Origin of the sequence: Streptomyces sp. NBC_00377 (genome assembly GCF_036075115.1) — a bacterium.
Taxonomy (GTDB): domain Bacteria; phylum Actinomycetota; class Actinomycetes; order Streptomycetales; family Streptomycetaceae; genus Streptomyces.
This window is the reverse complement of sequence record NZ_CP107958.1, coordinates 1,051,118-1,068,036: the sequence shown is the minus strand read 5'-3', so window position 1 is coordinate 1,068,036 and position 16,919 is coordinate 1,051,118. Positions and strand designations below refer to the sequence as shown.

14 protein-coding genes are annotated in these 16,919 nt (G+C 71.9%); 2 read left to right on the top strand and 12 right to left on the bottom strand.

All coding sequences use genetic code 11. The features are described 5' to 3' along the window. Positions 1-70 precede the first annotated feature (70 nt). Positions 71-1,240, bottom strand: coding sequence for a lactate 2-monooxygenase (locus OHS71_RS04795; RefSeq protein WP_328477113.1), 1,170 nt, complete (start codon positions 1,238-1,240; stop codon positions 71-73). Positions 1,241-1,397: 157 nt separating this feature from the next. Then, positions 1,398-1,973, bottom strand: a complete 576-nt coding sequence (locus OHS71_RS04790) for a hypothetical protein (RefSeq protein ID WP_328477111.1) — start codon at positions 1,971-1,973, stop codon at positions 1,398-1,400. Between the two features lie 413 nt (positions 1,974-2,386). Between OHS71_RS04790 and OHS71_RS04785 the strand changes: the two genes are divergently transcribed. After that, on the top strand, positions 2,387-2,821 hold the full coding sequence (locus tag OHS71_RS04785; RefSeq protein ID WP_328477109.1) for a protease inhibitor: 435 nt from the start codon (positions 2,387-2,389) through the stop codon (positions 2,819-2,821). A gap of 184 nt (positions 2,822-3,005) precedes the next feature. Here OHS71_RS04785 and OHS71_RS04780 read toward each other — a convergent pair whose 3' ends face one another. The 10 genes from OHS71_RS04780 to OHS71_RS04735 all read right to left on the bottom strand — a co-directional run bounded on the left by OHS71_RS04780 (position 3,006) and on the right by OHS71_RS04735 (position 14,387). Beyond that, the gene (locus OHS71_RS04780) at positions 3,006-3,203 is read right to left on the bottom strand and encodes a CDGSH iron-sulfur domain-containing protein (RefSeq protein WP_328477107.1); all 198 of its coding nucleotides are present in this window, start codon (positions 3,201-3,203) and stop codon (positions 3,006-3,008) included. After that, entirely contained in the window at positions 3,184-3,846 is a 663-nt protein-coding gene (locus OHS71_RS04775) for a HemK2/MTQ2 family protein methyltransferase (protein WP_328477105.1), read from the bottom strand. Before OHS71_RS04775 ends, OHS71_RS04780 begins: the two co-directional genes overlap by 20 nt. A 12-nt stretch (positions 3,847-3,858) precedes the next feature. Then, positions 3,859-4,875, bottom strand: a complete 1,017-nt coding sequence (locus OHS71_RS04770) for an iron-containing redox enzyme family protein (protein WP_328477103.1) — start codon at positions 4,873-4,875, stop codon at positions 3,859-3,861. Positions 4,876-5,024: 149 nt separating this feature from the next. Further along, positions 5,025-5,219 carry a hypothetical protein gene (locus OHS71_RS04765; RefSeq protein WP_328477101.1) on the bottom strand — a complete coding sequence of 65 codons (195 nt, stop codon included), beginning with the start codon at positions 5,217-5,219 and terminating at the stop codon, positions 5,025-5,027. A 205-nt stretch (positions 5,220-5,424) separates the two neighbouring features. After that, complete coding sequence (locus OHS71_RS04760; RefSeq protein WP_328477099.1) at positions 5,425-6,438, bottom strand: Ppx/GppA phosphatase family protein; 1,014 nt, start codon at positions 6,436-6,438, stop codon at positions 5,425-5,427. A 122-nt stretch (positions 6,439-6,560) separates the two neighbouring features. Continuing rightward, positions 6,561-8,063 (bottom strand): MFS transporter, encoded by a 1,503-nt coding sequence (locus OHS71_RS04755; protein ID WP_328477097.1) that lies wholly within the window; start codon positions 8,061-8,063, stop codon positions 6,561-6,563. 147 nt (positions 8,064-8,210) lie between these two features. Beyond that, a complete protein-coding gene (locus OHS71_RS04750; protein ID WP_328477095.1) occupies positions 8,211-11,057 on the bottom strand; it encodes an NHLP bacteriocin export ABC transporter permease/ATPase subunit in 2,847 nt (948 codons plus the stop codon). Between the two features lies 1 nt (position 11,058). Continuing rightward, positions 11,059-13,281 carry an NHLP family bacteriocin export ABC transporter peptidase/permease/ATPase subunit gene (locus OHS71_RS04745; RefSeq protein WP_328477093.1) on the bottom strand — a complete coding sequence of 741 codons (2,223 nt, stop codon included), beginning with the start codon at positions 13,279-13,281 and terminating at the stop codon, positions 11,059-11,061. Continuing rightward, a complete protein-coding gene (locus OHS71_RS04740) occupies positions 13,278-14,084 on the bottom strand; it encodes an HlyD family efflux transporter periplasmic adaptor subunit (RefSeq protein WP_328477091.1) in 807 nt (268 codons plus the stop codon). The genes OHS71_RS04745 and OHS71_RS04740 overlap by 4 nt, the downstream gene beginning before the upstream one ends. Before the next feature lie 87 nt (positions 14,085-14,171). Further along, a complete protein-coding gene (locus tag OHS71_RS04735; RefSeq protein ID WP_328477089.1) occupies positions 14,172-14,387 on the bottom strand; it encodes a type A2 lantipeptide in 216 nt (71 codons plus the stop codon). Positions 14,388-15,405: 1,018 nt separating this feature from the next. Here OHS71_RS04735 and OHS71_RS04730 point away from each other — a divergent pair. Further along, positions 15,406-16,908, top strand: coding sequence for a S1 family peptidase (locus OHS71_RS04730; protein WP_328477087.1), 1,503 nt, complete (start codon positions 15,406-15,408; stop codon positions 16,906-16,908). Positions 16,909-16,919: the final 11 nt, after the last annotated feature.

Genomic DNA, 16,919 nt, shown 5'->3' with positions numbered 1-16,919 from the left:
CCGGCGGGCGGGTGCGGAGCAGGCCCCGGCCCGCAGTGCGTGCGCCGGCGGGTCGGACGGCCTCCGAGGGTCAGACGGCGTCCTCGACGAGGTCCGCCGGTCCCACGCTCGCCGGGCGCGCGTGGCCGGACAGCGCCAGGGTGAGGTCGAACTCGGCGAGCAGACAACGGATCACGTGCTCGACACCCGGCTGCCCGTCCAGGCCGAGACCGTAGACATAGGGGCGCCCCAGCAGCACCGCCCGGGCGCCGAGGGCGAGCGCCTTGAAGACGTCGGCGCCGGTGCGTACCCCGCTGTCGAACAGCACCGTCAGCCGGTCGCCGACCGCCTGCGCCACCCGGGGCAGCGCGTCGGCGGCCGCGACCGAACCGGCGACCTGCCGGCCCCCGTGGTTGGAGACCACCACGCCGTCCATCCCGGCGTCGGCGGCCAGCCGGGCGTCGTCGGGGTGCAGCACGCCCTTGAGGACGATGGGCCCGTCCCAGTTCTCCCGCAGGAACGCCAGGTCCGGCCACGTCTTGCCGGGGTCGGCGAACAGGCTGACGAAGTGCAGGACGGCCGCGTTCGGGTCCTCGTGCACCGGCTTGGCCAGGCCCGCCAGGAAAGCCGGGTCGGTGAAGTAGTTGGCGGTTCCGACGCCGTGCAGGAAGGGCAGATAGGCCTGGTCGAGGTCGCGCGGCCGCCAGGCGAGCAGCGGGGTGTCCAGAGTGACGACGAGTACCGTGAACCCGCTCGACCGCGCCCGCCGCAGGAAGCTGCGGGTCACCTCGCGGTCCTTGGACCAGTACAGCTGGAACCAGCGCTCGTCTTCCCCCATCGCCTCGGCCACCTGCTCGATCGGCGTGCTCGACGCCGACGACAGGATGAACGGGACGCCCTGCGCGGCCGCCGCCCCGGCCGCCGCGGACTCGGCCTCCGGATGCATGATCGACAGCACGCCGACGGGCGCGAGGGCGAGCGGTGCGGGCAGGACGCGGCCCAGCACCTCGACCGACAGGTCCCGCTCGTGCACGTCCCGCAGCATGCGCGGCACGATCCGGCGGCGCTCCAGGGCCGCACGGTTCGCCCGGGCCGTGCCACCGTCCCCCGCGCTGCCCGCCACATAGCCGACCGGCCCCGGCCCGAGGCGCTGCTCGGTGAGCTCCTCGAGGCGGGTCAGGTCGGTGGGCAGGCGGGGGACCGCGCCCGTCATGCCGTTGAGATAGATCTCGTACTGGAAGTCCGCCCAGTGCTTCGCCATCCGTACGTCCCGCCTTTCGCCGTCCCGCGGTCGGGCGTCCGCCGCCGTCGCACGGCGACCATACCGGCGGGTCGGTAGCGGGAGGGCGGCGGTGCGGCAGTTCGCCGTCGGGCGGCCGAGGGCCGGCGGTCCGCTCCCGGAGTCGAAGGCGGACGCCTCATCCCTCTTCCGCGCCGGGTGGGGACGAATCCGCCGCCTCCTGCCGGCCGGGGTCCGCGTCCGGACCCTGGGCCCGCACCCGCTGGACGTGTTCCAGGGAGTCGCGCAGTTCGCCGAGCCAGTCGTCGGTGTGGCGCTGGACCAGCCGGACGCACCAGGCGAGTGCGTCGCTGCGGCTGCGGGCCACGCCCGCGGCGATCAGGGTGTCGAGGACCTGGCGTTCCGGCTGCCGCAGCCGGGTCATGACAGGCGCGGCCACGTGGGTGAACAGCGCGCGCTCCCCGTCGCACACCACACCCCAGGACACCTTCCGCCGGAAGCGGTGCTCGGCGTCGCGGGCCACGGACATCCGGGTCTCCCGGGTCCGCTCCCGGAAGTCCTGGATCCGTGCGGTGACGGCCGCCGCGCGCTCGGCGGCCGGTGCGTCCTCCGCCAGGCGGGGCGCGGGGATGCGCCCCACCACGGTGATCTCCTCGCGGTCAACTGTCACCTCGGCCGGCTCGTCGAAGAGGTCGTCGGGCAGGCGCCCCGCGAACCAGCCCCTCAGCTGCTCCTTCTGCTCTGTCGTAATCATGTAATTACGATTACTCCGCTGGTGCGTGAACGCAAGGGGTCGCGGAGAAGTCCGCCCAGGGCGGAACGCGGAGGGCCGTGCAGGGGTCTGTGGGGGAAGGGGTGCGTCGGGCTCCGAGCGTGATCGCGGCGCCGATCGGCGCGGGATCGGGGCGGGAGCGGAATGTTTCAGGCCGATTAACGAAGCTATGGAAACCGGTCATCCAGCCAACCGAAGGGATCATGAAGCGCTTGCTTTCGGCGTTGAACCGTTCGAATTCCGTCACTTCTCGCCACTGATTCAATACGCAAGGTTACTGAAACCCATGGGGTCGATGTGAGATTCGGCAGCGGACTCGGCAGACTCGCGCTCGTCGCGTTCGGCACCGATCGAGCCGGCCGGCACATCCCGAATCGAGCGGAAGGATGCACACAATGCGGAACACCGCGCGCTGGGCAGCGACCCTCGGCCTCACGGCCGCCACCGTCTGCGGATCCCTCACCGGATCCGCGCTCGCCGCCCCGGCCGCAGCGCCGACCTCCCTCTACGCCCCGTCGGCCCTCGTGCTGACCGTGGGCCACGGAGAGGCCGCCGCCACCGTCGACGCGGCCCGGGCCGTCACCCTGAACTGCGCCCCGACGCCCTCCGGCACCCACCCCGCCGCCGCTCGCGCCTGCGCCGAACTGCGCGCCGTCGGCGGCGATCCGGGCGCCCTGGCGGGCCCGGGTGACGCCGTCTGTACGAGGCAGTACGACCCGGTGGTCGTCACCGTCGACGGCGTATGGCAGGGCAAGCGCGTCTCCTTCGAGCGCGCCTTCTCCAACGAGTGCGTGAAGAACGCTGCCGGAAGCAGCCTCTTCGCGTTCTGAGACCGGGATCGCGTGGTCCCCGTGGACACCGAGAGTGGCTCGTGAAGTGGGGAGTGCGAGCACTTGACGCGGGAGCACCGTGATCTCGTACGGAGGCCGGACAGGTGGTGTGGGGCTTCCTGTCCGGCCTCCAAATCCATTCCCCGCACGCGCACGCAGGGGCGGGACTCCGTGGACGCGGCTCCTAGGACCGCTCCCGGTGGCTGGTGTCGCACCAGGGGTAGCGGCGGCTGCGACGGCAGGTGCACAGGGCGACCATGAAGCGGTCGGACGAGACCGTGGTGCCGTCCTCCAACTCCACCTCGACCGGTCCCTCGACCAGCAGGGGCCCCCGGCGCTGGACGCTGATCCGGCAGGGTTTGTCAGCAGGGGAGTTCGGCACGGACGACCACCAGTTCCTCGTTCTCCTCGTCGGCGGACAGCAGACCCCTCTCCCGCAGCCAGTCCTTCCGCTCACGCAGCACCGGGCCGAAGGGGATGCGATGACGTCGCGTCACCGAGGCCTTCAGGCCGGAGGCGCGCAGCACGGCCAGCGTGTTCGCGGGGTCGTTGAGCGCGGAGTGCACCATCAGCAGCACTGCGCCGGGCCGCATCAGCCGGGGTGCCTCGAGGCAGATCCGGTCGAGCAGCAGCCGTCCGTCGCCGCCCCCGTCCCAGGCCCGGGCCGGCCCGCGGGCCGCGCTGCCGCCGGACGGCGCGGGTACGTACGGCGGGTTGGTCAGGATCAGGTCGAACGACCGCCCGTGCACCGGCCCGAAGAGGTTGCCGCGGTGGACGCGCACCGGCAGCCGTTCCCGCCAGGCGTTGAGCCGGGCGGAGTACACCGCCCGCCATGACACGTCGATCGCGGTGACCCGCGTCCCACGACGCGCCGCGGCCAGCGCCAGCGCGCCGGTTCCGGTCCCCACGTCGAGGACGTCGGCACCCGGCAGCAAGGGTTCTTCGGACAACGCCCCGGCCAGCAGGGCGGTGTCTTCCTGAGGGGCGTAGACGCCCGGGAGGACCAGGGGATTCACGGTCACCAAATACCCCGCCTTTCAGGAAATATGGACTTCTGACCGATCGGTGATCGGTGTGCGCAGGGAGGATTCACCCGCGCGCCAGGCGTTGAGCAGGCGGGCGCCGAGGCGGTCCTCCAGGTACCCGGTGGCGTCGAGACCGAACGCGATGTCGGAGGCCAGGTGCGGTTCCTCGGCCAGCAGGCCGGCGATGACGTCATGACGGACGACCTGCTCGTGCACCGCGTCGGCCTCCACGTGCTCGTCGTAGAAGTAGGCGGCGGCGGGCCCGGCGTGCACGCGGCGCATCGCCCGGGCCAGCCGCCGGGAACCGGGTGAGGAGGTGATCTCGACCGCCGCGAAGTGGCCCACCAGGGCGCCCCTGAGCGAGCGGTGCAGGCCGAAGAGGGACATCATGTTGACCGTGGCCAGCGTCTCCGCGCACGCGGCGTCCAGATAGCGGCCGTAGGCGGTGTCCAGGCCGAGGTCCGTCATCAGGTCCGCGAACAGCTGCGCGTGGACGCGGTCGGGGCGGCCGCCGCCCCACTCGTCGAACTCCACCGCCGCCATCGCCGCCTTGGCCCGGCCCCACAGCCTGGGCAGCACCCACGCGTGCGGGTCCGCCTCCTTGAGGTGGTACAGGGAGCGTTGGGCGGCGTACTCGCGCACCTGCCACAACTCGCCCTCGGCCGCCAGGAAGTGGCTGACGCCCGTCCCCTCGACGGGTTCGACGAGGAGCTCCGCGAGTGCGTCCTCGACGCTGTCGTGGGCCGGGGTGTCCTCGCGCAGGGCGGTCAGGAAGCGGTGCTCCAGCGCGGCCCTCACCCGCAGCAGACCCGGATCCCACTCGCGGTCCGGGGCCACGCCCGCGAAACCGCGGTAGTGCAGTTCGTAGCAGAGGTACAGGGCCAGCTGGAGATCGTCGCCGTAGGGGGACGCGGACGCCACCGTCTCGTCCGCCGGGAGCCGGCCCGTGCCGCAGAGGTACCCGCGGACGGCCGCGGAGACCGGGCCCCGGGTGTCCGGCAGCCGGGGCCCTTGGGAGTCATGCGCCATGCGTGCCGAGTACCCCGAGGCCGCCGGGTCACCCGCGCAGGCGGGTGACCCGGCGCACCAGGGATGCTCCGGGTGGAACCGGACACCGTCCCGGCGGTGCCGGACGGGGGTCGGCGGCCACCGTCACGACCGGCACCGCCGGGACGGGTTCAGTCGTCCTGGGACTGCTCCTGGGCGTGCCGGCTGGTGGTGAGGGCGTCGGCGGCCTCCCCCTCGTGTCGGTTCCGCTCGCCCTCCGGGTCGTCGGCGCGGGTCTCCTCGTCCTCGATCTCCCGCAGGACCTCTTCCAGTGCGGTACGGGGGCGGTCCTGACCGGCCTCGGGGTGCTTGTCGTCGTCGGGCACGGTGGGTTCCTTCCGCTGGGTTCCGCTCGGTCGGTGGTCGGTGGTCGGTGGTCGGTGGTCTGGGCGGGGTCGGGTGGCGGTCCGTGTGCAGGGGGCGTTCGCGTGCTCCCTGCGTGGCCGCCCGCCCCCCTGGTGAGGCAGCCGGGGGGCGGAGTCGTGCCGGTCGCGTCGGGCAGGGCCCGCTCCGCGTGTCGTGCTGCCGCGGTCAGGGCCCGTGTTGCGCGAGGCGCAGCGGGACCGGCTCCGGGACCGCCGCCTCCTCGTCGTCGGCGAGCCGGGTGACCTCCGCCCACCAGGCCGGGCCGTCCTCCATGTGCCGCAGCATGACGCCCTCACGGATCGCCCACGGACAGACGGTGACCGAGGTCAGCCCGGTCAGTTTCATCGCCGTGTGCCCGATCACCGCACCGGCGAGGCTCTGTGCGGCGCGGGGTGCGGAGATGCCGGGCAGCCGGGCGCGTTCGGCGGCGGGCAGGGCGGCCAGGGTGGTGATGGCCTCGCGCAGGTCGTCGCGGTGCAGCTTGCGGTCCATGAAGGGGCCGTGCCGTCCGGGGGCGGCCCCGCACAGCCGGCCGAGCTGCTGGAAGGTCCGGGAGGTGGCCACCGCCGTACGCGGGCCCTCCCAGCGGATCCGGGCCGCCACGTCCCTGAGCTGATGGCGGATCCTGCGCCGCGCCGCGCGCAGGAGTTCCGGGGGAGGCGGGTCGTGGTCGGCGAAGAAGTCGTGGGTGAGCCGGGCCGCCCCGAGGGGCAGTGAGGCCACGAAGTCCGGCAGCCGGCCCCGCCCGAAAGCCACTTCGAAGGAGCCGCCGCCGATGTCCAGCAGCGCGAGCGGTCCGCAGCGCCAGCCCATCCAGCGGCGTGCCCCGAGGAAGGTCAGTTCGGCCTCCACCTCACCCGGCAGGGTGCACAGCGCGACGCCGGTCCGCGCGCGGACCGCCCGCAGCACCTCGCGCCGGTTGGGGGCGGAGCGCACCACGGCGGTGGCGAAGGCCAGGGGGCCCGCCGCCCCCCACCGGTCGGCGGTCCGGGCCGCCGAGGCGACCGCCGCCACGAGCCGCTCCACGGCCTCGTCCGGGATGGGGTCCCCCGGCGCCACCTGCTCCGACAGCCTCAGCCGCCACTTGGCCGTGTGCACCGGCAGCGGAACCCCGCCCGCGGCGTCCGACACCACCAGCCGCACGGTGTTCGATCCCACATCCAGAACGCTGATTCTCATGGCCCGCGAGTACCCAGGCCTAAACCTCCATGCGCGCGCGGTTCGCGGACGGCGCACGGAGGGGCCGCCGTCCCTCGTGGACGGCGGCCCCTCTCCCCGGTGCGGCTCCCGACGCGAGTCCGTCACATGTGGATCACCGGAGCCGCGTCCGCGTCCTGCTCCGGCACCCCGCGGCGGAAGAGGGCGAACGCGATCACCGCACCCGCGGCGAAGAATCCGGCCGACCACCAGAAGGCGGTGGTGTAGCTCTCGATGGTCGCCTGCGCCCGGACGAGCTTGTCCGCGGGGTTCTTCCCCACCAGGTAGTCGGCGGCGGCGCTCGAGGCCAGGGTGTTCAGCAGGGCGGTGCCGATCGAACCGCCCACCTGCTGCATGGCGTTGACCGTGGCGGAGGCGACGCCTGCGTCCTCGGCGGCGACCCCGCCGGTGGCCAGCTGCATGGCGGGCGGCATGACCAGACCGAGGCCGAGACCGGTGATGACCAGCTGCGGCAGTACGGCGCTCAGGTAGTGCGAGCCGACGCCGATCCCGGTCAGCCAGGCCATGCCGACCGCGGCGATCGCGAAGCCCAGCGGGATGACCGCCTTCGGGCCCAGGCGAGGCACCAGGGATGTCGTGCCGATCTGCGCCGCCACCATGAGCGCGCCGACCATCGGCAGGAACGCCACACCCGTCTTCGTCGGGCTGAAGCCCAGGTTGAGCTGGAGGTAGTAGGTGAGGAAGAGGAACACGCCGAACATGCCGGCGCCGGAGATCAGCACGGCCAGGAAGGAGGCCGCGCGGTTGCGGTCGAGGAGGATGCGCAGCGGCAGCAGGGGGTGTGCGGCGCGCGTCTGCCACCAGGCGAAGGCCGCGAGCAGGACTCCGCCGACGATCAGGAAGCCCCAGGTCAGCGCCGAGTCCCAGTCGTGGGTCTCCGCGTTGGAGAAGCCGTACACCAGGGCGAACAGACCGGCGGCGACCAGGACCGTGCCGGGCACGTCGAGCTTGGAGTTCCCGGCGTCGCGGTGGTTGGTCAGCAGCAGCCAGCCGCCCGCGAAGGCGACGACGGCGATGGCCACGTTGACGTAGAGCGTCCAGCGCCAGTCGAGTGCGTCGGTCAGGACACCGCCGAGCAGCAGGCCCACCGCGCCGCCCGCACCGGCGATGGCGCCGTAGACGCTGAACGCCTTGGCGCGTTCCTTGGCGTCGGTGAAGGTGGTGTTCAGCAGGGAGAGCGCGGCCGGTGCGAGGAGCGCGCCGAAGGCGCCCTGGAGGGCGCGGGCGGTGACCAGCATCTCGAAGTTGGTCGCGGCGCCGCCGAGGGCGGACACGGCGGCGAAGCCGACGACACCGATCAGGAAGGCCGTCTTGCGTCCGAAGAGGTCGGCTATCCGGCCGCCGAGCAGCAGCAGGGAGGCGAACGCCAGCGCGTACGCGGTGACGATCCACTGCCGGTTGCCGTCGGAGAAGCCGAGGTCGGCCTGGGCCGAGGGCAGGGCGATGTTCACGATGGTGGCGTCCAGCACCACCATCAGCTGGGCCAGGGCGACGACCGCGAGGATCCACCACTTCTTGGCGGATTCCGCGGACGGTTCCTGTCCGGCGCCCGTGCGGGCGCCGTCCGTCAGGGTTTTCGAGGGCATGGGGAACCACTCCAGGGACGTACGTGAGGGCAAAGAACACATAAACGAAACCGTTTCGTACACATGGAGGCTAGACCAGTTTCAGCGAAACGGCAAAGTTTCGTTAGTGAGGGTGCCCGGACGTCACCGGAACCGGCCGCACACGACCTACGCCAGCTGCCGGCGCACCAGCTCGTGCAGCCGTCCGCCGGTGTCCGCGAGGAGCTCGGCGGGCGTGCCCTGCTGGGCGATCTTGCCGTTCTCCATCACGACCACCCGGTCGGCGTCCAGCACCGTCGAGAGGCGGTGCGCGATGACGACCCGCGTGGCGTTGAGCTTGCGGGTGCTCTCGATGACCGTGCGCTGGGTCTCGTTGTCGAGAGCGCTGGTCGCCTCGTCGAAGAACAGGATGCGCGGCCGGCGGATCAGCGCCTGGGCGATCATCAGGCGCTGACGCTGTCCGCCCGAGACCGACCCGCTGCCCGAGACGATCGTGTGCAGTCCCATCGGCATGCGCCGGATGTCCTCGGCGAGACCGGCCAGTTCGGCGGCCGCCATCGCCTCCTCCGGCGTATGGGCCTCCGTTCCGCAGATGACGTCCAGCAGGGAACCGGTGAACGGCTGGGCGTGCTGGAGCACCACCCCGCACTGCCGTCGCACGGCCGACCGGTCGAGGGCCGCCAGGTCCTGCCCGTCGTACAGCACACTGCCCGAGACCGGCTTGTCGAAGCCGATGAGCAGCCGCAGGAGGGTCGACTTCCCGCAGCCGCTCGGTCCGACGATCGCCACGAACTCGCCCGGCCGCACCTCGAAGGAGACGTCGTCCAGGACGAGCGGACCGTCGTCGGAGTAACGGAAGGAGAGACGGCGCGCCTCGAGCGCACCCGTCAGCGGGCCGGGACGGGTGCTCGCGGCACGGACCTCCGGCGTCGCCTCCAGCACCGGCCGAATCTCCTCGAACAGCGGCAGCGCGGCCACCGCCGAGACGAAGGCGCCGGTCAACGAGGTCACCGAGGTGAGCAGCATCGTCATGGACGTGTTGAAGGTGAGGAAGTCCGCCGCCGACAGCGTGCCCCGCGCCGGACCCGCCAGCAGCATGAACACCAGCAGCGAACACAGCGGCAGGTACACCGAACCCAGCACCGTGTTGAGGTTCTTGATCCGGCCGAGGCGCTGCTGGAGCTCACGGCTGCGCGCGAACTGCGCCGCCCAGGCCGCGTACGCGTAGTTCTCGGCGGCCGCCACCCGCAGCTTCGGCAGCCCCCGCAGGGTCTGGAACGCCTGGTTGTTGAGCTTGTTGGAGAGCACCACGAGCCGCCGCTGCCAGCGCACCTGCCACAGCCCGAGCGCCAGGAACACCGACGCGACGACCACCAGCATGCCGCTCGCGGCCAGCGCCATCGGCACGCTGTACCAGAGCAGCAGCCCCAGGTTCATCGCACCGACGGTGACGGACTGCGCGACCGAAGGGCCGAGGCCCGCCAGCAGCCGGCGGATCGCGCTGATGCCCATGGCGGCACTCGCCAGCTCGCCCGTGGAACGCTCGGCGAAGAACTTGGTCGGCAGCCGGAGCAGCCGGTCCCACACCGCGGGCTGGAGCGTCGCCTCGATCCGGCCCTCCATGCGCAGGATCGTCAGGTTCTGGAGCAGCATGAACGCCGCCGCCACCACGCTGCTGACCATCACCGCCAGGCACACCTGCACGATCAGCCCCTGCTGGGCCTTCGGCACGTACTCGCCGAGCACCTTGCCGGTGGCGATCGGCACCAGCGCCCCGATCGCCACCGTCACCAGCCCGCTGAGCAGCAGGTTCGTCAGGTCCCCTGCCGTGCCCCGCATGCTGAACCGCAGCAGCCCGAGGGGGCCGAGGCTCCGTTCCGGCAGCGGGCGGTAGAACATGACCGCCCGTGGCTCGAACTCCTCCGCGTTGGCCTTCTCGACCGGGGTCTCCCGCCCGGTCGCGGGATGCACGGCGACATAGCCGCCGCGCCGCCAGAGCAGCGCGACCGGCGCCCCGGACAGGGCCCGGTGCCCTACCAGCGGCCCCACGTCGTCCCGCCACCAGCGGCCCTCCAGACGCACGGCCCGGGCGCGCACCCGGGAGGCCAGGGCGACCCGCTCGACCGGGTCGAGACGGTCGCTGTCCGCGCCCATCTGCGCGGGTTCGGCGAGGGTGATCCCGGCGGCCCCGGCGACGAGTCGGCAGGCCGCGTAGGTGGCGTCGGCGTCGGCGGCCGTGGCGCGCCGGTCCGCACCCCGGCCGCCGCTCCGCTCGCTTCGGCCGCTTCCGCCGATCGACGCGAGCAGGGTCCGGTCGGCCTGGTCGCGGACCGCCTCACCGGCCTTGATCCCGGCAGCCGTACGGGTCTCGTGGGTGTGCTCCAGCTGCTCGATCCAGCGGTCCAGCGTGGTCAGCAGCCGGAACTGCTGGTCGACCATGCTCTGCCACACCGCCGGGTCCATCAGCAGGTCGGCGGCCGCCTCCGCGCCGTACAGCGCGCCGTACTGCACGCTGCCCGGCGGCACCTGCATCCAGAACACGTCGTCGTCCTTGATCTCCGCCGCACCCTCGCCGGCCAGCGGCGCCTGGAAGAGGATCGACAGACCGCGGCCGACACCGAGGGCGAGCGCGTACTCCAGAGGGCTCGAGGTCGGCGGCACGTACTGGGGGTTGCCGTACCCGTCGTAGGACCAGGTCTGGGTGTTCGCGGGCTGGTACAGCTCACGCAGACCGATGCGGTGCACGACGCACTCGCGCAACGGGCGGGCGACGAGCGTGTGATGGGGCCCGGTGACCGGACCGAGCAGCAGGGAGCCCGTCTCCAGCCGTCCCAGGTGGTGCCAGTGGCCCTGCTGTCCGGCGTCCACCGCGAACAGGTCCAGCGCGCCCGACGCGACCAGCCACAGCACCTGTGGGCCCTCGAGATCGAGGCGGCTCAGTCCGGCGCAGTCGATCCGTGCGCCCAGCTGTCCCAGCGCGGCGAGAACGACGTCGCCTTCGGGTACGGCAGTCATCTCAACGCTCCCTGACCAGCGCCGCGTACGAGCCGCCGCGTGCCACCAGTTCCTCGTGCCGCCCGCGCTCCACGACCGTGCCGTGCTGGAGGACGACGATCTCGTCGCTGTCGCGGACCGTGCTGAGCCGGTGCGCGATCACCACGCACGCGCAGCCGCGCCGGCGCAGGTTGTCCATCACCACCTGCTCGGTCTCGGCGTCCAGCGCGCTGGTCACCTCGTCCAGCACGAGGATGCTGGGGCGGCGCACCAACGCCCGTGCGATCTCCAGACGCTGGCGCTGGCCGCCGGAGAAGTTGCGGCCGTCCTGCTCGACCCTGCTGTGGATGCCGCCGGGCCGCCGCAGGACCGTGTCGTGGAGCGCCGCGTCCCGCAGCGCGTCGACGACGGCGTCGTCCGGGATCGACGGGTCCCACAGCGCCACGTTGTCGCGCACCGAGCCCTCGAAGAGGAACACCTCCTGGTCGACGAAGGACACGGAGGAGGCGAGCGCCCCGCGCGGGATGTCCTCCAGGCGCTGCCCGTCGACGCGGATGACACCCTCCCAGGGCGCGTACAGGCCCGAGATCAGCCGGGACACCGTCGACTTTCCGCTGCCCGAGCCGCCGACCAGCGCCACCTGCTGCCCCGGTCCCACGGTCAGGTCGAAGCCGGTCAGCAGCGGCTTGTCCAGCGGGCTGTAGCCGAAGGTGACGTTCTCCAGCTCGACGTGTCCGTGCAGCCGGCGCGTCGAGTCGGCGCCGGAGCGGCGGTCGTAGAGCGGGTCGGCGCGGAAGTTCTCCACGTCCTTGAGCCGGGCCACGTCCGCGGCGAAGTCCTGGATCCGGCCCGCGACCCCGTTGAGGCGGGTCAGCGGGGCGGTGAAGCGGGTGACCAGAGCCTGGAAGGCGACCAGCAGGCCGACCGAGATGTGGCCCTCGATCGCCCGCATGCCGCCGATCCACAGGATCAGCGCGCTGTTGAGGGTGGCGAGGGTCGGGGCGACCACGCCGAGCCAGGCGCTCGGCACGCCGAGCCGCTGCTGCTCCTCCAGGGTGGTGGCGTGCTGACCGGCCCACTTGCGGAAGTAGCCCTCTTCGCCGCCGGTCGCCTTCATCGTCTCGATCAACTGAAGCCCCGTGTACGCCGTGTTGGTGAGCCGGGCGTTGTCCGCGCGCAGCTTCGCCGTCCGGGTCGCGCGCAGCCGGATGACGATCCGCATGGCGACGATGTTGAGCAGCGCCACACCGACGCCCACATACGTCAGCTGCGGGTCGTAGGTGTAGAGGAGGACCGCGTAGAGCAGCACGACCACCGCGTCCACGCCCGCGGACGCCAGATCGCGGGCCAGTGTCTCGGCGACCGCGTCGTTCGACTGGAGCCGCTGGACCAGGTCGGCCGGGCTTCGCTGGGAGAAGAAGGTCACCGGCAGCCGCAGCAGATGCCGCAGGAAACGGGCGCTGGAGAGGGTCGAGGAGATGATCCGGCCGTGGTGCAGGTTGGCCTGCTGGAGCCAGGTCAGGACCACCGTGAGGGCCACACAGGTGGCCATCGAGGCGAACAGCACGCCCAGCAGCGAGGTCTGTCTGCCGATCAGGAACATGTCGATGTAGGTCCGGCTGAGTGCCGGCACGGCCGAGCCCACCAGAACCAGCAGCAGGCTCGCCAGCACGGCCGCCGGCAGGGTGCCCGCGGTGCCCCGCAGCCGGGCCGGCATCGCGCCCAGCACGCCAGGTCTGCGCCCGCCCCGCTCGAAGTCCTCGCCCGGCTCCAGCACCAGCACGACACCGGTGAAGCTGCCGTCGAAGTCCTCCATCGACACGAACCGGCGGCCCTTGCCGGGGTCGTTGACGAACACGCCCCGTCGCCCGAGGCGACGGCCCATGCCCTCGTAGACGACGTAGTGGTTGAACTCCCAGAAGAGGATCGCCGGTGACTTCACCCCGGCGAGGGCCGCCAGGTCCATCTGCATGCCTTTGGCCGTGAGGCCGTAACCACGGGCCGCCTTCAGCAGGTTGCTCGCCCGCGAACCGTCCCGGGAGACACCGCAGGCGATGCGCAGCTCCTCCAGCGGGACGTGCCGGCCGTGGTGCCCGAGGACCATGGCGAGGGAGGCGGCACCGCACTCCACGGCTTCCATCTGGAGAACGGTGGGCGTGCGGACGGTCTTTCCCCGGCTCTTGGGGACGGTCCGCCGGGGCGGCGCGGCACGCCGCCGGGTCCGCGGCTGCTCGGTGGCGGTCACGGCAGCAGCCAATCGACGGGACGCTGGTCGGCCAGGCGGATCGAACCCGTGGCCATGGTCATGGAGGCGAGGCGGAACGGCGGCCCGTCCGCGGACGACCACCGGTAGCCGCTCCTGGTCGCCGCATCCTTGTCCAGTCGGACCAGGACCGCCACCGGGCGGCCCTGTGCGGTGAACTGCTCGCCCAGCTGGCTGTCGCCGAGGAACGCGGCGATCGCCTGCGCGGACTGGGCCGCGCGGTCCACCGACTTCACATGGCCGCGCAGCACGCCGTACTGCTGCGACGGCACGGTCTGCACGGTCAGGTCGACGGCCGCGCCGGACGGGACGGAGGCGGCGTTCTCCGCCGGGACGTACACCGTCGCGTACAGCGGATCGTCGGCGCCGGCGACCTTCTCCACGGCTGCCACGTTCGCGCCGGTGGAGATGATCTGCCCGATGGTGGCGGCCAGTGCGGTGATCCGGCCCGCGGCGACCGTCCGTACCACGGCGTCGCCCTCGGCGGTGCGCACCTTCAGCACGGGTGAGCCGGCGGGCAGCCGCTCGCCCTCCTTCGCGAGGACCGCGGTGACCTGGCCCGCTGCGGGGCTCTGCAAGATGTAGCTTCCCTCGCCGTGGGTGAGGACGGCGGGCGCGCTCACGGTGGAAGCGACCGAACCGGTGACCGCCCACACGGAGGCGGCCGCCATGACGACCACGGTGACGGACAGGGCCAGCCAGCCCTGTGGGCGCGCGAAGCGCACCGGCAGGTCTAGCTCCTCCGGCGACTGGAGCTTGGCGAGAGCCTGTTGGCGGAACTGCACGGGGGCTTACCTCGGAGGTTCAGGACACCGAAGAGTCCCGGAGCCGGGTGACGGCTCCGGGACTCGAAGGAGTCACAAAGGGCGCGATCAGAGACCGGCGACCAGGTTGGTGACCGGGGCCGTGTTCAGGCCGGTGACACCCTCGACGGTGCCGACGACCGTGTTGACCAGGCCGGAGACCGGGGCAATGCCGTCCACCAGGCCGGTGACGGAGCCGACCGCGTTCAGGGACAGACCGCCGGAGACGTTGTCCAGCTCGGCGTCGGAGATCTCGACGGTCTGAACCTGGGGGGTGGAGTTCATGGTGGAACTTCCCTTCACATGGATATCTCATCAGGGGGAGCGGCCCCCTCTGGGGACAGATGACGGCCGCGACCGCAGGCACCGGACATCCCGTTTCCGGGAGACCGCGGTGGCCCTGCGGTGCGATGGATCAAAGCAGGTCCGTGGTCGGCGCAGCCAGTCAAACAACGCCTTCACCTGGGGACTTGTGTCACGGGAGCGTCAAACGGTGCAGGCGCGCCCACCACTTGTCGGCGACTCCTTCACACCAAGGGCGGGATCCGCTCGGATGAGCGAACGGCGCTGTCGCGGCGAATCCGACACTCCCGCACCAAAGGCGCGCCGGAGGCCGGGGAGTTGTGCAGAACCCCTGCTCGCGGTGACCTGCTTGGGCATTCGCTGTGCAGATTCCCTGAAGCGGGGATTCCGCTCCGGGATCTCCACGGAGCGTTATCCGCAGGCTACACACCGTGCGGGAATGTCGATGTCCGGGCCGGCGGCGTACCGCCGGTGCACTTGTCTGCGATCGCTATCCGGAGGGCGGCATTCACGGGAACCGATCGGATCCAGCCAACCGAACCGGTCGTCGCGCACCGGAACGAGGTTTCCCACGCCATCGTCTTCATAAGTTCGGGGCCTGGCGGACGGCCGGGGCGGCCCTCACGGCGGCGCCGTCCGCGACCGCCGTCGGCGCGTCCCTCCAGATTCCCCGGTCCGGCACCCGTGACCAGGCAGGACGCGGGACCTGGCGGCCCTCGCCCGCCGCCCGGGGAGAGAGCCCGGCGGTGACGGACCAGGGCGCGAAGCCGGCCGTAAGGATCTTGTCGCCTTCGGTGGCCGTCATCGCCATATGGGCGATTGTTCCCGCAGCCGGCAGGCCGGATCCGGGTCATGGCCGATTCACGGTTCAGCAAAGGAAGTTGGCAAACGCGATTGAACGCACCCTGTGACCCCTGCGTACTCATGGCCAACCAGGCGCCGCTGTACGGAGCTGCCGAATCCCGGCAGCCAGACCCCGTCCCCCAGGAGGTCGAGTTTTTTGAGTCACAAGCGAGTTACGAAGCGCAAGGCCATCATCGCGGCAGGCGGTGTGGCGGCGCTCGGAGCGGCGGCCATCCTCCTTCCCCAGGCCAACGCCTCCCAGGACGGCGGTTCCGGCAACGCCGCCTCGGTGAAGACGCTCAAGTCGGGCGACGCCTCGGACCTCGCGTCCCAGCTCGAGAAGCTGCTCGGTGACGCCTTCGCCGGTTCCTACTACGACGACGCCGGCAAGCAGCTGGTCGTCAACGTCGTGAACGTCTCCGGCGACGAGAACAACGTCATCACGCAGGCGAAGAAGGCGGGCGCCAAGGTCCGCGAGGTCGAGAACAGCACGGCCGAGCTCGAGGCGGCCGCGAAGACGCTGAAGGCCAAGGCGACCATCCCGGGCACCTCCTGGGCCGTCGACCCCAAGACGAACAAGATCCTCGTCACCGCCGACTCCACGGTCACCGGCAGCAAGTGGGACCGGATCGACTCGACCGTCAAGACCCTCGGCTCGAGCATGGCGACGATCAAGAAGTCGGCCGGCAAGCTCAAGCCCCTCGTCTCCGGCGGCGACGCGATATTCGGCGGCGGGGCGCGCTGCTCCCTCGGCTTCAACGTGACGGCGGGCGACGGCTCCCCGGCCTTCCTGACGGCCGGTCACTGCGGTGTCGCGGCCAAGCAGTGGTCCGACTCCGAGAACGGCCAGCCGATCGCCACCGTCGACCAGGCCACCTTCCCCGGTGACGGCGACTTCGCGCTCGTGAAGTACGACGACGCCAACACGCAGGCGCCCAGCGAGGTCAACACCGGCCAGCAGACCGTCGCGATCAGCCAGGCCGCCGAGGCGACGGTCGGCACGCAGGTCTTCCGGATGGGCAGCACCACCGGCCTGAAGGACGGTCAGGTCCTCGGCCTCGACGCCACCGTGAACTACCCCGAGGGCACCGTCACCGGCCTCATCCAGACGGACGTCTGCGCAGAGCCCGGCGACAGCGGCGGCTCCCTCTTCACCCAGGACGGCCAGGCCATCGGTCTGACCTCGGGCGGCAGCGGTGACTGCACCGCCGGTGGCGAGACGTTCTTCCAGCCGGTGACCACCGCCCTGGCGGCGGTCGGCGCGACGCTCGGCGACGGCGGTGCCGGCGCGGGCGCGGGCGGCGGCGAAGCGGGTGCCGGTGCGGTCGACGCGAACGGCGACGGTATCGACGACAACACGGGTGAGGCCATCCAGGGCGGCGGCGACGCCGGTGCCGGTGCGGTCGACGCGAACGGCGACGGTATCGACGACAACACGGGTGAGGCCATCCAGGGCGGCGGCGACGCCGGTGCCGGTGCGGTCGACGCGAACGGCGACGGTATCGACGACAACACCGGTGAGGCCATCCAGGGCGGCGCCGACGACAACGCGGGCGGCCAGAACCAGAAGGGCAACGGCCACGACCAGGCCGGCGGCAACCAGGACCAGGCCGGCGACAACGGCAAGGGCGACGGCTCGGGTGTGAACGAGTCGCACTGAAACGGCGTCAT

What these genes read in the sequence shown, in the direction of transcription:
- OHS71_RS04790 (WP_328477111.1), bottom strand. Translation starts at nt 1,973, where the DNA reads ATGATTACGACAGAGCAGAAGGAGCAGCTGAGGGGCTGGTTCGCGGGG.
- OHS71_RS04735 (WP_328477089.1), bottom strand. Translation starts at nt 14,387, where the DNA reads ATGAACTCCACCCCCCAGGTTCAGACCGTCGAGATCTCCGACGCCGAG.
- OHS71_RS04755 (WP_328477097.1), bottom strand. Translation starts at nt 8,063, where the DNA reads ATGCCCTCGAAAACCCTGACGGACGGCGCCCGCACGGGCGCCGGACAG.
- OHS71_RS04760 (WP_328477099.1), bottom strand. Translation starts at nt 6,438, where the DNA reads ATGAGAATCAGCGTTCTGGATGTGGGATCGAACACCGTGCGGCTGGTG.
- OHS71_RS04770 (WP_328477103.1), bottom strand. Translation starts at nt 4,875, where the DNA reads ATGGCGCATGACTCCCAAGGGCCCCGGCTGCCGGACACCCGGGGCCCG.
- OHS71_RS04750 (WP_328477095.1), bottom strand. Translation starts at nt 11,057, where the DNA reads ATGACTGCCGTACCCGAAGGCGACGTCGTTCTCGCCGCGCTGGGACAG.
- OHS71_RS04795 (WP_328477113.1), bottom strand. Translation starts at nt 1,240, where the DNA reads ATGGCGAAGCACTGGGCGGACTTCCAGTACGAGATCTATCTCAACGGC.
- OHS71_RS04785 (WP_328477109.1), top strand. Translation starts at nt 2,387, where the DNA reads ATGCGGAACACCGCGCGCTGGGCAGCGACCCTCGGCCTCACGGCCGCC.